The organism is Labrys sp. HAY1-8F (assembly GCF_056754975.1).
Window position 1 is genome coordinate 1,867,806 of record NZ_JBPGWZ010000002.1, and the last position, 13,545, is coordinate 1,881,350.

The 13,545-nt window shown below is 63.2% G+C and carries 10 protein-coding genes and 1 pseudogene; 8 read left to right on the forward strand and 3 right to left on the reverse strand.

Annotation, left to right across the window (positions count from 1 at the left end; genetic code table 11):
- The first annotated feature begins 4 nt into the window (after window positions 1-4).
- Both ACR9ZN_RS17635 and ACR9ZN_RS17640 read left to right on the forward strand, forming a co-directional pair.
- On the forward strand, window positions 5-535 hold the full coding sequence (locus ACR9ZN_RS17635; protein ID WP_434957763.1) for an L-2-amino-thiazoline-4-carboxylic acid hydrolase: 531 nt from the start codon (window positions 5-7) through the stop codon (window positions 533-535).
- Window positions 532-1,779 (forward strand): Zn-dependent hydrolase, encoded by a 1,248-nt coding sequence (locus tag ACR9ZN_RS17640; protein WP_454815433.1) that lies wholly within the window; start codon window positions 532-534, stop codon window positions 1,777-1,779. The genes ACR9ZN_RS17635 and ACR9ZN_RS17640 overlap by 4 nt, the downstream gene beginning before the upstream one ends.
- Before the next feature lie 68 nt (window positions 1,780-1,847).
- On the opposite strand, the gene ACR9ZN_RS17645 is transcribed toward ACR9ZN_RS17640, so the two are convergent.
- From ACR9ZN_RS17645 to ACR9ZN_RS17655, 3 genes and pseudogenes are all read right to left on the reverse strand, one after another.
- On the reverse strand, window positions 1,848-3,182 hold the full coding sequence (locus tag ACR9ZN_RS17645) for an SGNH/GDSL hydrolase family protein (protein WP_481272791.1): 1,335 nt from the start codon (window positions 3,180-3,182) through the stop codon (window positions 1,848-1,850).
- Between the two features lie 282 nt (window positions 3,183-3,464).
- Window positions 3,465-4,822 (reverse strand): annotated as a pseudogene (locus ACR9ZN_RS17650) (NAD(P)/FAD-dependent oxidoreductase).
- Window positions 4,823-4,865: 43 nt separating this feature from the next.
- The gene (locus tag ACR9ZN_RS17655; RefSeq protein WP_481272792.1) at window positions 4,866-6,299 is read right to left on the reverse strand and encodes a glutamine synthetase family protein; all 1,434 of its coding nucleotides are present in this window, start codon (window positions 6,297-6,299) and stop codon (window positions 4,866-4,868) included.
- Between the two features lie 350 nt (window positions 6,300-6,649).
- Here ACR9ZN_RS17655 and ACR9ZN_RS17660 point away from each other — a divergent pair, with 350 nt between their 5' ends.
- From ACR9ZN_RS17660 to ACR9ZN_RS17685, 6 genes are all read left to right on the forward strand, one after another.
- Entirely contained in the window at window positions 6,650-7,837 is a 1,188-nt protein-coding gene (locus tag ACR9ZN_RS17660; RefSeq protein ID WP_441770342.1) for an ABC transporter ATP-binding protein, read from the forward strand.
- A gap of 12 nt (window positions 7,838-7,849) precedes the next feature.
- Entirely contained in the window at window positions 7,850-8,788 is a 939-nt protein-coding gene (locus tag ACR9ZN_RS17665; RefSeq protein WP_454815437.1) for an ABC transporter permease subunit, read from the forward strand.
- Window positions 8,785-9,603 carry an ABC transporter permease subunit gene (locus ACR9ZN_RS17670; protein ID WP_434957769.1) on the forward strand — a complete coding sequence of 273 codons (819 nt, stop codon included), beginning with the start codon at window positions 8,785-8,787 and terminating at the stop codon, window positions 9,601-9,603. Before ACR9ZN_RS17665 ends, ACR9ZN_RS17670 begins: the two co-directional genes overlap by 4 nt.
- Window positions 9,604-10,149: 546 nt before the next feature.
- The gene (locus tag ACR9ZN_RS17675; RefSeq protein WP_481272793.1) at window positions 10,150-11,298 is read left to right on the forward strand and encodes an ABC transporter ATP-binding protein; all 1,149 of its coding nucleotides are present in this window, start codon (window positions 10,150-10,152) and stop codon (window positions 11,296-11,298) included.
- Entirely contained in the window at window positions 11,298-12,128 is an 831-nt protein-coding gene (locus ACR9ZN_RS17680; protein WP_481272794.1) for a carbohydrate ABC transporter permease, read from the forward strand. The genes ACR9ZN_RS17675 and ACR9ZN_RS17680 overlap by 1 nt, the downstream gene beginning before the upstream one ends.
- Window positions 12,129-12,185: 57 nt before the next feature.
- A complete protein-coding gene (locus ACR9ZN_RS17685) occupies window positions 12,186-13,481 on the forward strand; it encodes an extracellular solute-binding protein (RefSeq protein ID WP_454815441.1) in 1,296 nt (431 codons plus the stop codon).
- The last annotated feature ends 64 nt before the right edge of the window (window positions 13,482-13,545 follow it).

Here is a 13,545-nt window from a genome sequence, read left to right on the forward strand (position 1 = left end):
GGTCATGAAGCAGGCAGCAGATCCCGACAGGACGGAAAGCGCGAAGGCCGTCATGGAGGGCGAGATCGGCATTCTCGCCCGCCGGCGGATCGAGGCCGGCATCATCGCGCCGATCTATGAGGAAATGCGTGAACGCCTCGGCGAGGAACTGGCGCAGTCGATCCTTGATTCCGCCATCCGCAAGGCCGCCATCGCGGCCGGCCGCAGCTTTGCCGCCAAGACCCCGGGCGGCACCGATCTGCGCAGTTTCCAGGATTTGCAGGCCCTGTGGACCCAGGACGACGCGCTGGTGATCGAGGTAGTCAAGGCCACCGACACCGAGTTCGACTACAACGTCCATCGTTGCCGCTATGCCGAGACCTACAAGGAGATGGGGCTCGGCAAGATCGGGCACCTGTTGTCCTGCAACCGCGACGGCGTGTTCTGCACGGGCTACGATCCGCGTATCACACTCGAGCGCACGCAGACGATCATGGACGGCTCCAGCCACTGCAATTTCCGCTACAAGCTGCAAGAAGCCGCCAAGGCGGAATGATGGACCAGCCTCTCGCCAGCCGGATCGGCCCGACGCCCCTCATCGATGCGGCGCAGCTCAATGCCGATATCGAGGCCACCGCCCGTTTCGGTGGCACCGGGAATGGCGGCGTCTCCCGCCTCACGCTGACGCCGGAGGACAAAGCCGTCCGGGACTGGTTCGTTGCCCGCGCCAGCGAACTCGGCTGCAGCGTGACCATCGATCCGATCGGCAATCTGTTCGCTTCCTATCCCGGGCGCAATGCCGCCCTGCCCGCCATCATGACCGGCAGCCACCTCGACACCCAGCCAGGTGGCGGGCGCTATGACGGCATCCTCGGCGTGCTGGCCGGGCTCGCCGCCCTGCGCGCCCTGAAGAGCTCGGGCCTTGTCACCGAGCACCCGCTGACGGTGGTGAACTGGACCAATGAGGAAGGCTCGCGCTTTTCCCCGGCCATGTTCGGCTCGGGCGTGCATGCCGGCGCCATCGCGCTCGACGAGGCGCTCGCGGTCCGCGACCAGTCCGGCGTCAGTGTCGGCCAGGCCCTCGACTCCATCGGCTATCGCGGCAGCCGATCCCATACGGAGAATCCGGCCGCCTATGTCGAACTCCACATCGAACAAGGACCCGTTCTGGAGGCCGAGGGGATCGCGATCGGCGCCGTCACCGGCGTGCAGGGCCTGCGCTGGTTCGACGTGGAGATCAAAGGCACCGAATCCCATGCCGGCTCGACCCCGATGGCGAACCGGCGCGATGCGCTGACCGCCGCCGCCCGCCTGATCCTCGATGTCGAGGCGATCGGCCGCGCCCATGCCCCCGGCGTGCTGACGGTCGGCCGCGCCGGTGTCTTCCCGAACTCCCGCAATGTCGTTCCGGGTCGGGTCAGCCTGCAGATTGACATGCGCCATCCCGGCGAAGCCGGGCTGGAAGCTATGGAAACCGCATTGCGACAGGCCGTTGCCGGCCAGACCGACAGCCGCATCGAGCGGATCTGGGCCAAGAAACCGGTCGCTTTCGATCCCGCCTGCATCGATGCTGTCCGCCAGGCCGCCGCCGATTGCGGCCTGTCCTGCCGCGACATCGCATCTGGCGCCGGCCATGACGCCGCCCATCTGGCGACCCTCGCGCCGACGGCGATGATCTTCATCCCGTCCCGCGACGGGCTTTCCCACAATGAACGGGAATATTCATCGCCCCGGCAATGCGCCGACGGCGCCGAGGTGCTGCTGCGCACCCTTCTCAAACTCGACCGTCGGCTGGCCTAGCGCCACCCGTCAGACGCCGTAGAGCGTCCCCGGCGCAATAGCGCCGCCGGGGCCTTTGCATCGTTCAGCTACTGCTTGGGCACCAGCACACCGAGATCGACGGCCTTGGCCATGGCCTCGTAGCCGGCGTCGTTGGGATGCAGGTGGTCGCCGCAATCATAGGCAGGATTGATGCGACTGGAATCCTTTGTATCCTGCAATACCTTGTCGAAGTCGATCAGCCCGTCCGCCGTCTTGTTGGCCCGGATCCAGGCATTCACCTCCTGGCGGATCTTTTCCTTCTCCGGCGTGTAGTAACCGGAGGTCGGCAACCCCTTGAAGGTGTCGACGAAGGGCGAGAGGGTGACGCCGACGAAACGGATGCCATGGGCATGGGCGCGATCGATGATCTGCTTGTAGCCGGCGATCACGTCCTCGGCCGTCGGTTCGGGATCGGCCGGGGTGATGGCATCCTTGCCCGGCCAGCCGATATCGTTGATCCCCATCATCATCACCACGGTCGAAACCTTGGGATGGCTGAGCACGGACATGTCGAACCGGCTGAGAGCATTGGTTCCCATGCCGTTCGAGAGCACGCGATTGCCCGAATAGGCCTCGTTGACCACCGCAACATCCTGATGCCCCTCGGCCTGCAGCCGCTCGGCGATATGATCGGGCCAGCGATTGTTCTTGTCCGGCGAAGAACAGGCGCCATCGGTGATGGAATCGCCGAAGAATACGATAGCCTTCGACTCCGGCTTGGCCGTGGTCAGGATACGGCTGAGCAGCAGGCGCGACTTGTTGGTGCTCACTGCCTTAAAATCGGCCTCCTTGGTCTTGTCGCCGGGCTCTGACACATAGCCGGTCTGGGCCCCATCCCAATGAACCGAGGTGATGCCGGCCCTGTTGGGCAGGTAGAAGCTGACCGCCAGGCTCGACAGGGCCTTGACCGGCAGATCCACGGGGTCGCTGAGCAGGGGCGCGCCGGGCGGAATGACGGCCGATGGCTTACCGCCGAAAGTCAACGGCTTCACGGAGCCCTCGTCGATGGCGCTGCCGCCCTTGGACAGCGCCACGCTGGCCGAGCCAATCGCAACCGGACGCGTGCCGAACTCGTTGGAGATGACGACACGCACCTGTTCGCCCCCGACGCTGATGCGTGCGATCTGGCGGACGGTCTGATCGCCGAGCACCTCGGGCACATCGAAGGGCGCCGGCAATTCCTCGGCCCAGCGTGGGGCTGGCGTGGCGGCCCATGTCGTGATCCAAGGCTCCGAGCCTTCAGCGCTTGCCGGGGTCGCAGCGACGGCCAGGGTCAGTGTCCCCACGACAAATGAAGTCCTGGCGGCCCATCCGATCAATCTGGCATGCGTGATCCGATGCAGACTTAATCCGGGCCAATAATAATCCGAATAGGAAACCATGGCGCTTTCCATCCCGCTTTGACAATATTGTAGAATGACGTTGTCTTGATTGCGTATAGAGATGAAGTATCCGGCATTGCAGCGCGGGAGACTTCTAAAGCGCCGGGAGAGTGTGACGTTTTCCTGGATCTTGCAAGCTGAATACCGGCCGGCATGCTCGCACCGGCCCGATGGGCGAGAGGCCGGAGCGTGGCGGTCGACGGGTCGGATCCCTGTGTGGAACCGCTTAAACCTGGCATGGGGCAAAACGCGTTCCGCTCGAACGCGCCTCACCCGGGGGGCTCAGAGCCGGTCCCTCAGCGCATAATAACTCATGCCGGCCACCAGGGTCGGCCAGCGCAGCAGGCGCCCGCCCGGGAAGGGCGGTGTCGGCAATGCTGCCAGGCGGTCGAACTCGCCGAGGGTGGCGGCGGTGACATCCGCCAGGATCTTGCCGAAATAGGGCGCCAGCATCACGCCCTGCCCCGAATAGCCCGACGCCGTCAGCACGTTGGGCGCCAGCCGCCGCACGAAGGGCAGACGCGTAGCGGTGATGCCGAGCGTGCCGCCCCAGGCATAGTCGATGCGCTTGTCGGCAAGCTGGGGAAGACCTTGAGCATACGCTTGCGTACGAAGGCCTTCATGTCGGCCGGAAAGCCCGAGCGATAGTTCTCGCCGCCGCCGAAGATCAGGCGCCGATCCGCCGACAGGCGATAATAGTTCACCACGAAGCGGCTGTCGGCCACGGCATAATCGTTGGCGATCAAGGCCCTGGCTTCATTGTCCGAGAAAGGTTCGGTCGCCAGGATGAAATTGTTGATCGGCATCACCCGCGCCTCGGTATAGGCGTCGAGCCCGGAGAGGTAGCCATCGCCCGCCAGGATCAGCCAGTCGGCGGAAACGCTGCCTTGCGCAGTACGGACCACCGCCCTGCTGCCCTCGGCCCGGTAGCTGACGGCACGCGAACGCTCGAAGATCCGCACACCGGCGCCAATCGCGGCCGCGCCCAGCCCCAGAGCCAGGTTCAGTGGATGGAGATGGCCGCCATCATGATCGACGAAGCCACCGTAATAACCGGTCGCACCGAGGACGGCGTCGAGCTCGGCCTTGCCGATGGCCTCGACCTTGTCATAGCCGTAGACCGTCCTGAGCTTCTCGGCATAAGCGTGCGACATCGCCACATAATGCGGCTTGTGGTCGGCGATCAGGATGCCCTGCTTGTAGTCGCAGGCGATCTGGTGCCTGACGATCAGGCCCTTGAGATGGGCCTTGGCGTCCTCCGCCATCCGCCATAACGCTTTGGCGCCGTCCAGGCCCGCCAGTTTCTCCAGATAATCCTGGTCGCGGCGCTGGCCCGAATGAACCTGGCCGCCATTGCGCCCCGAGGCTCCCGAGCCGATCTCGGCAGCCTCAAGCATGATCACCGAAAGCCCTTTTTCGGCGAAGGCGAGCGCGGCGCCGAGCCCGGTATAGCCGGCGCCGACGATACAGACATCGGCCCGCTCCTCGCCCAGGAGCTGAGGCTGGGCGGGAAGGCGGTTGGCGGTGGCGGTGTAATAGGAATTGGCCGGATGGCCGGTGTTGTCGGTCATGATCCTGGGAGCGCGGACATCCTGTCCGCCCTTGGAAACGTTATGCCAAGCGATGGGAAGAGCGGACATCGCGACATGCCGGCATGTCGCTGTGAAGTCCGCGCTTCGAATTCTACACGTTCAAGAGCAAATGCTCGCGTTCCCAGGGGCTGATCACCTTCATGAAGGTCTCGTGTTCCTGGCGTTTGATCGCGGCATAGGCGGTGACGAAGGAAGTCCCCATCACCTGGCGGATCGCCTCGCTCTCGTCCATTCCCGCGACCGCCTCGAGCAGGCTCTGGGGCAGCTCGAAATCGCGATTCTTGGCATCCGACTCGATCGGCGCCGTCGCATCGAGTTCTTCGGTCATGCCGAGATAGCCGGCCGCCAGGCTCGCGGCGATGGCGAGATAGGGATTAGCGTCCGAGGAAGGAACCCGGTTCTCGACGCGCCTTGCGTCGGGGCCCGAGGGCGGCACACGCAGGCCCGCCGTGCGGTTATCATAGCCCCATTGCACGTTGATCGGTGCCATGGAATCGCGCGTCAGCCGGCGGTAGGAGTTCACATAGGGCGCCAGCATGCACATGATCGCCGGCAGATATTTCTGCTGGCCGGCCAGGAAGGAGAAGAACAGCGGGGTCGGCCCGCCCGTCTCCGGATCGGAGAAGATGTTCTGGCCGCTTTCGGCGTCGACGATCGACTGGTGGATGTGCAGCGCCGAGCCCGGCTCGCCCGACATGGGCTTGGCCATGAAGGTGGCATAGATCTTGTGCTGCAGCGAGGCCTCGCGGATGGTGCGCTTGAACAGGAAGACCTGGTCGGCCAGTTCAAGCGGATCGCCATGGCGCAGATTGATCTCCATCTGCGCCACGCCGTCCTCGTGGATCAGCGTGTCGATCTCCAGGCCCTGATGTTCCGAATATTTGTAGATGTCCTCGAACAGGGCGTCGAATTCGTTGACGGCCGAAATCGAATAGCCCTGACGTCCAAGTTCCGGGCGGCCGGATCGGCCGATCGGCGGCTTCAGCGGATAGTCGGGATCGGTGTTGGGCTCGACCAGATAGAACTCGATCTCCGGCGCCACCACCGGCTGCCAGCCCTTCTTGCGGTAGAGTTCGCGGATGCGGCGCAGCACCTGGCGAGGCGCCTGCTCGACGGGGCGGCCGTCGCGCGTCATCGCGTCGTGAATGACCTGCGCTGTCGGATCCATCGCCCACGGCACCGCGGTCAGGGTCGACCAATCAGGCTGCATGAACATGTCGGTATCGGCTTCCACCGCGTCCACCAGACCGTCATAGGCGGGATATTCGCCGGTGATGCACTGATAGAAAATCGAAAGCGGCAGGTTCATCACCGGCGAGGCCAGGAATTTCGACACCGGCATGATCTTGCCGCGGGCCACCCCGCCCTGGTCTGGAACGAGGCACTCGATTTCCTCGATATTGCGGGCGCGAAACCAGTCTCTCGCGTTCTCCATACCGGAGATGCCACGCGCGGATTCGATATCCGGCACGCTAGAATGCTCGGGCTTGTCTGACTTTTTCTTTTTGCTCATCGTCGCACACATGCGGCTTCCACCCCGCAGGAAATGCGGAGCGGCGACCCGAAACAAGCGCCGGCGACCTGTTTGACAGCCCACGAGGGGCCATCACGCGACTAACCTCCGGTTCGGGCCCTTGGTTTAGGAGGGCGGAGGCGCACGCGCCGCGCATCGGGGAAGACGCGCAAAAGAGGCATCGGTGGACCGACGCTGGCGCACACTGCCTTTAGCCGCGTCCAAAAGTCAAATGGGTTGGCCAAAAAATGTGATCACAAAAAATGTGATCACATTTTTGCGTTGAATCGCATTTCCCCTGTAGACCACCGCCGACTTCCCGGTCTAGGCTGGAACCAATCACCACAAACAGATGGGATACCATGCGTGATACAGGCGGGGATGGCGCTACGGCGCCCGTGAAGTCGCAGAAGGCGATCGGGGGCGTTCGCCGGAAATTCCAACCCTGGTCCGATCCAACCGCCGTTCCCCTCATTCGCTTCGAGAACGTCACCAAGCGTTTTGGCGATTTCGTGGCGGTGAACGACGTTTCGCTGGACATCCATCAACGTGAATTCTTCTCCCTGCTCGGCCCCTCTGGCTGCGGCAAGACCACCTTGATGCGCATGCTGGCCGGCTTCGAACAGCCGACGGGCGGACGCATCACCCTGGCGGGCAAGGATCTGGCCGGCGTCCCGCCCTATGAACGCCCGGTCAACATGATGTTCCAGTCCTACGCGTTGTTCCCGCATATGAGCGTGGCCGACAATATCGCCTTCGGCCTGAAGATGGACAAGATGCCCAAGGCCGAGATCGACACGCGCGTCGGGCAGATGCTGAAGCTGGTCAAGCTGGAGAAATTCGCCAGCCGCAAGCCGCACCAGCTCTCCGGCGGCCAGCGCCAGCGTGTCGCCCTTGCCCGTGCCGTCGCCAAACAGCCCAAGGTGCTGCTGCTCGACGAGCCACTGGGCGCCCTCGACAAGAAATTGCGCGAGGAAACCCAGTTCGAGCTGATGGACATCCAGGTCGAGCTCGGCATCACCTTCGTCATCGTCACGCACGACCAGGAAGAGGCGATGACGATGTCCGACCGCATCGCGGTCATGGACCATGGCAAGCTGGTGCAAGTGGCGCCGCCCGGCGAAATCTACGAGCAGCCCAATTCACGCTATGTCGCCGACTTCATCGGCAACATCAACATCCTCGAAGGCAAGATTTCCGCCCAGAACGGCAGTTCCCTCACCATTACTTCGCCGAGCAGCCAGGCCTTCAGTGTCGACAGCGCCGAAAGCTGCTCCGTCGGCCAGAACGTCTTCCTGGCCATCCGCCCCGAAAAGATGCGCATCTCGCTCGATGCGCCCACCACACCGGGCAATTGGCTGGCGGGAGAGGTCTTCGACATCGGCTATCTCGGCGACTGGACCAATTATCTCGTCGATATCGCCGGCACCGGCCAGCGCATCCGGGTGTCGCAGGCCAATATGAGCCGCTTCGTCGAGCGCCCGATCACCTGGGAAGACAAGGTTCATGTCAGCTTTGCGCCGGATGCCGGCGTCGTCCTGACCAAATAGGAGGGCGGCGGGATGACCGACAAGACCCGAAAGGGCTTCTTCTCCGGACGCACTGGGGTGATCGCCATTCCCTATCTGTGGTTGACGATCTTCTTCGCCCTGCCCTTCCTGATGGTGCTGAAGATCTCGCTGAGCGAGACGGCGCTGGGACAGCCGCCCTATACACCGGTCTTCAATTTCGACGGCACCTGGCAGAGCATTACGGGCTTCATCTCCGAGCTGAACCTCGACAATTACTGGACGATGTTCAACATCTGGGGCGAGGACGGCGATACGCTCTATCTGAAAGCCTACCTGTCCAGCGTGATGATCGCCTTGGTCTCGACGATCCTGCTGCTGATCGTCGGCTATCCCATCGCCTATGGCATGGCGCGTGCCCCCAAGAGCGTGCGTCCAACCCTGCTGATGCTGGTGATCCTGCCGTTCTGGACCTCGTTCCTGATCCGCGTCTATGCCTGGATCGGCATTCTCAAGCCGGAGGGCCTGCTCAACCTGGCGCTGATCAAGCTCGGCATCATCGACCAGCCCCTGCAGATCCTCAACACCAATTGGGCGATTTTCATCGGCATCGTCTATTCCTACCTGCCCTTCATGATCCTGCCGCTCTATTCGACCCTGGAGAAAATGGATGACACTCTCCTGGAAGCGGCGGCCGATCTCGGCTGCAAGCCGATCAAAGCCTTCTGGCTGGTGACCTTCCCGCTCTCCCTGCCCGGCGTGATCGCCGGCTGCATGCTCTGCTTCATTCCGGCGGTCGGCGAATTCGTCATCCCGGATCTGCTCGGCGGATCTTCCACTCTGATGATCGGCAAGCAGATGTGGGACCTGTTCTTCTCCAACCGCGACTGGCCGGCGGCCTCCGCCGTCGCCGTGATCCTGTTGATTATCCTGGTCGTGCCGATCACCTATTATCAGCACAGCCAAGCCAAGGCGCTGGAGACCGACCGATGAGAAAGGGTTCCTCCTGGTTCAGCATGACCTCGGTCGCCCTCGGCCTGGCCTTCCTCTACCTGCCGATCGTGATCCTGGTGATCTATTCGTTCAACGACTCCAAGCTGGTGACGGTCTGGGGCGGCTGGTCGACGCGCTGGTACGTCGAACTCTTCCACGACGAAGCCTTCATGAACGCCGCCAAGATCACGCTGATCGTGGCCGCCGTATCAGCCACCATCGCCACCATACTCGGCACGCTCGCCGCCGTGGTTCTGGTGCGCATGGGACGCTTCCGCGGCCGCATGACTTTTTCGGCCATGGTCTATGCGCCGCTGGTGATGCCCGAGATCATCATCGGCCTGTCATTGCTGTTGTTCTTCATCTCGCTGGGCATCGACCGCGGCTTTTGGACCATCACCCTGGCCCATGTCACACTCACCATGTGCTTCGTGACCGTGGTGGTGCAGTCGCGCCTGCTCAGCTTCGACCGCTCCATCGAAGAGGCGGCCCTGGATCTGGGCTGCCATCCCTTCAAAGCCTTCTTCCTGATCACGCTGCCGATCATCGCGCCGGCCGTGATCTCGGGCTGGATGCTGGCCTTCACCTTGTCGCTCGACGATCTCGTGCTCGCCAGCTTCACTTCCGGCCCGGGCTGGAACACGCTGCCGATGCGCATCTATTCGTCCGTGCGCCTCGGCGTGACGCCGGAGATCAATGCCGCCTGCACGCTGATGCTGGCCGTGGTCGCCCTCGGGGTGGTGGCCGCCGCCATCTATACCAGCCGTGCGGAGAAGGAGCGCGAACGCGCCGAGAGGTTGGCCGCAGCCGGCTGATCCGGCCCAACCACCAGCAGCCCGAAGCTTCAGGCCCTCGCCCCTCCACGGGGCGGGGGCCTTGTCATTTACGGGCATGTGCCAACGTGGCAATGGCTGAACCACCATCGCTTCACTGCAGATTCACGCGCCGAGACAGATTCTAACATTTTCTAACATAATCGCTCTTGCGATGTTATATTTTGTTGAATAGCATGCCTCATCAATCGTGGAGTCGGGGCTCGCCTCTGATGACGAATACGACATCAGACTAGGTGAATAACCGCCGCGTACCTCAGTTTTTGGGTGTTCCCCGTCAGAAAAAGGGAGCAACATCAAAGAAATGAGGAGCAAAATTGTACCAGGGAATGGAACATTGGTAGTCGGAATCGTTGCTTTACATGTTTGATTCTGTTCTTTCCTGTGTCTCGACGCCCGCCCCTCTTGAACGTCGCCGCAGCGTCTTGTGATCTGGCGAAACCGCCGAGACTCGCAAAGACGCGTCAAAACAGGGAGTTAGAGCAAAAAGGCGTTTTCAGTTAAACGCGCTTTGCTTGGGAAGGCACCATGGCGTCCATCGAACTCGATCATGTTTCCAAACTCTACGCCAATGGCGCCTATGGCGTACGCAACGTCGACCTGACCATACCGGACGGCGAGTTCGTCATCTTCCTCGGCCCCTCCGGCTGCGGCAAGTCGACGACGCTGCGCATGATCGCCGGGCTCGAAGGCATTTCTTCCGGCGATCTGCGCATCGGCGGCAAGAGCATGACCCATGTCGCCCCACGCGACCGCAACATCGCGGTGGTGTTCCAGAGCTACGCCCTCTATCCGCATATGAGCGTGCGCCAGAACATGGCATTCGGCTTGAAAATGCGCGGCGTCGACGCCACCACCATCGAGGCCAAGATCGCCGACGCCGCTCACTTGCTCGGCCTGCAGAACCTGCTTGGCCGCAAGCCGGCGGCGCTTTCGGGCGGCCAGCGCCAGCGCGTCGCCCTCGGCCGCGCCATCGTGCGCGAACCCGCCGCCTTCCTGCTCGACGAACCGCTTTCCAACCTCGACGCCCAGCTTCGGGCCGAGATGAGGCTCGAGCTCATCAAGCTCCATCGCCGCCTCGGCCGCACCATCGTGCATGTCACGCATGACCAGGTCGAGGCGATGACGATGGGAGACCGCATCTGCATCATGCGCGAAGGCCAGTTGGTCCAGGCCGGGCGACCGCTCGAGGTCTACGCCAACCCAGCCAACACCTTCGTCGCCCGCTTCCTGGCGACCCCGCCGATGAACCTGATCCCGGCCAGGCTGGAGAGTGCGCCAGCGGAGGGCCTTGGGGTGGTGACCGACGCGGGCGCGAGGCTGAGCGTGCCGGCCCGCCACCACGGAGCCTATGGTGGCCAGGCCGGTCGCCGCGTCATCCTCGGCATCCGGGCCGAGGATTTCTACGAAACCCAGCAGCACCCTGACTGGCAGAAGATGCCGATCCGTGTGGTCGCCATCGAAGCCCTCGGCGCCGAGAACATCCTGATCGGACAGATCGCCGGCGAGCAGGAGACCAGTGACAGACCGCTGGAGATCGCGGCGCGGCTCGGGCGCAATTTCACCGCCCCGATCGGATCGACGGTGGAACTCTATGTCGATGCGCTGCCCATGCACCTGTTCGACCCCGAAACCGAACAGGTGATCGCCAGGCCGGCGCTGACGGGAGGGATGTGATGACGATGCGTAGCGACAGCCAGACCGTTCCCTTCCGCCGACGTTTCGGCTTGCATTTCGGCCTTGTCCTCGTCTGCGCCCTCATCCTGCTGCCGCCACTCTGGGTGCTCAGGACCAGCTTCCTGCCCGAGCAGCTCTCCTATAGCAACGAGTTGATGCCGGCCTTCACCACCGAGAACTATGCGACGCTGATCTCCAGCCGTTTCGGCGGTTCCTATCTCAACAGCCTCATCGTGGCACTCGGTTCGGTGCTGGTTGCCCTGCCCTTCGCGGCGACCACCGGCTATGCCTTCGCCCGCTTCCGCACCGGCGGGCGCTGGGCACGCTTCATCGTGCTGGCCACCCAGATGCTGCCGCCGGTGGCGCTGGTACTGCCGACCTTCACCCTCTTCCGCAGCCTGGAACTCTCCAATTCGCTGACCGGGCTGATCATCGTCTACGCCGCCCTCAACCTGCCCTTCCTGACCTGGATCCTGATGGGTTTCTTCGAGGGCGTCCCGATCGACCTCGAATGGGCCGCCATGACCGACGGTGCCACCGCCTGGGGTGCGTTCTGGCGCATCGTGCTGCCGGTGTCGCTGCCCGGCATCGCCGCCGCCGGCGTGCTCGGCTTCATCCTGGCCTGGAACGAGTTCCTGTTCGCCCTGGTGCTGAGCGGGCCGACCACGGCGACGATACCGGTGGCACTCGCCGCGCTGCAGACCTCCAACGGCGTGCAGATCGCCAAGGTCTCGGCCGGCGTCATCCTCGCCATCCTGCCCCTGGTGATCGCCTCGCGTTTCATCCAGCGCTTCATCGTCCAGGGACTGACCTTCGGCAGCGTCAAATAAGCCAGCAATATGGAGAGCGGCGACAAAGCCGCACATTACGGAGAGAGGGATAGAGCCATGATCTGGAGCGAAAATCGCCTGAAGACGACCCTGCTGGCGGCTGCCGGCGCGGCGATGCTGCTGGGGGCGTCGCTGTCGTCGGCCGCCGCCGAGACCGTTACTCTGCGCGCCCTGATGGAGGACGTACCGGAGACCAAGATCATCGAGGCATTGCTGCCGGAATTCGAAAAGAAGACCGGCATCAAGGTCGAGTTCGAGAAGATCGGCTATCCCGACATGCACGACAAGCTGGTGGCCCAGCTCACCGGGCCGCAGAGCTACTACAATCTGCTGGAGGTCGACTTCCTCTGGGCCGGCGAATTCCCTGCCGCCAACTGGCTGGTCGACCTCAAGCCTCTGGCAGAAAAGAGCAAATACGACCTCGGGGCCTTCATCCCTTCCACCATCGAGTTGCTCGGCGGCAGCCAGGACAAGCTCCATCTCATACCGATGTACAATTATTCGATGGGCCTGCTCTATCGCAAGGACCTCATCGCCGACGAGAAGCTGAAGGCGGCCTATAAGACCGCCACGGGCAAGGAGCTCGCTCTGCCCGCCACGCTGGAAGACTATGTGGCGATCTCCAAATTCATGAAGGCCAATGCCAAGGTCGCAGGTGCGGCGATGCAGGGCCAGCGCGGCGATCCGAACAGCATGGAATTCTCCAACTATCTGTTCTCGGCGGGCGGGGTCTATCGCGACGCTGGCGGCAAGGCCAATTTGAACACGCCGGAGGCCAAGAAGGCACTCGACCTCTATGTCGACAACATCCAGAACGGAGCCCAGCAAGGCGCGATCTCGGCCACGCTCGACGACACCATGCGCCTGATGTGTTCAGGCTCGGCCTTCAGCATGGTGACCTATTGGTGGATGCTGCCGCAGATGGACGATGCCGCCAAATGCCCGACGGTGGCCGGCAAGGTCGGCCTTGCGGTGATGCCCGGCGGCCATGGCGAGAGCGGCGGCTGGGGCTGGGGCATTCCCAAGAACACCACACCGGAAGAGCAGGAAGCGGCCTGGACCTTCATCCAGTGGGTGCAGAGCAAGGAGGTCTCGGTGAAGCGGGCCCTGCAGGGCCACGCGCCGGTGCGCAGCGATGTCTACAAGGACGCCGAAGTGCTGAAGAAATACCCCTTCTACCAGACGGCCGAATCCGTGGTGGCGAGCGGCAAGTCCTTCCCGATCTTCACCTATTCGGCCCAGTACGAGGACGTGCTCGGCACGCAGCTCTCGCTTGCGGCCGGCGGCCAGGCGACATCCGAAGCGGCCCTGAAGGCGGCCTCGGACGGCTTGCAGCAACTGCTCGACAAGTGACCTTCTTCCGGCGCGGTCCTTCGGCCGCGCCGGTTCTACAGACCTGAGCAAAGTGCGATTCTCT

What these genes read in the sequence shown, in the direction of transcription:
- ACR9ZN_RS17635 (WP_434957763.1), top strand. Translation starts at nt 5, where the DNA reads ATGAAGCAGGCAGCAGATCCCGACAGGACGGAAAGCGCGAAGGCCGTC.
- ACR9ZN_RS17640 (WP_454815433.1), top strand. Translation starts at nt 532, where the DNA reads ATGATGGACCAGCCTCTCGCCAGCCGGATCGGCCCGACGCCCCTCATC.
- ACR9ZN_RS17645 (WP_481272791.1), bottom strand. Translation starts at nt 3,182, where the DNA reads ATGGTTTCCTATTCGGATTATTATTGGCCCGGATTAAGTCTGCATCGG.
- ACR9ZN_RS17655 (WP_481272792.1), bottom strand. Translation starts at nt 6,299, where the DNA reads ATGTGTGCGACGATGAGCAAAAAGAAAAAGTCAGACAAGCCCGAGCAT.
- ACR9ZN_RS17660 (WP_441770342.1), top strand. Translation starts at nt 6,650, where the DNA reads ATGCGTGATACAGGCGGGGATGGCGCTACGGCGCCCGTGAAGTCGCAG.
- ACR9ZN_RS17665 (WP_454815437.1), top strand. Translation starts at nt 7,850, where the DNA reads ATGACCGACAAGACCCGAAAGGGCTTCTTCTCCGGACGCACTGGGGTG.
- ACR9ZN_RS17670 (WP_434957769.1), top strand. Translation starts at nt 8,785, where the DNA reads ATGAGAAAGGGTTCCTCCTGGTTCAGCATGACCTCGGTCGCCCTCGGC.
- ACR9ZN_RS17675 (WP_481272793.1), top strand. Translation starts at nt 10,150, where the DNA reads ATGGCGTCCATCGAACTCGATCATGTTTCCAAACTCTACGCCAATGGC.
- ACR9ZN_RS17680 (WP_481272794.1), top strand. Translation starts at nt 11,298, where the DNA reads ATGACGATGCGTAGCGACAGCCAGACCGTTCCCTTCCGCCGACGTTTC.
- ACR9ZN_RS17685 (WP_454815441.1), top strand. Translation starts at nt 12,186, where the DNA reads ATGATCTGGAGCGAAAATCGCCTGAAGACGACCCTGCTGGCGGCTGCC.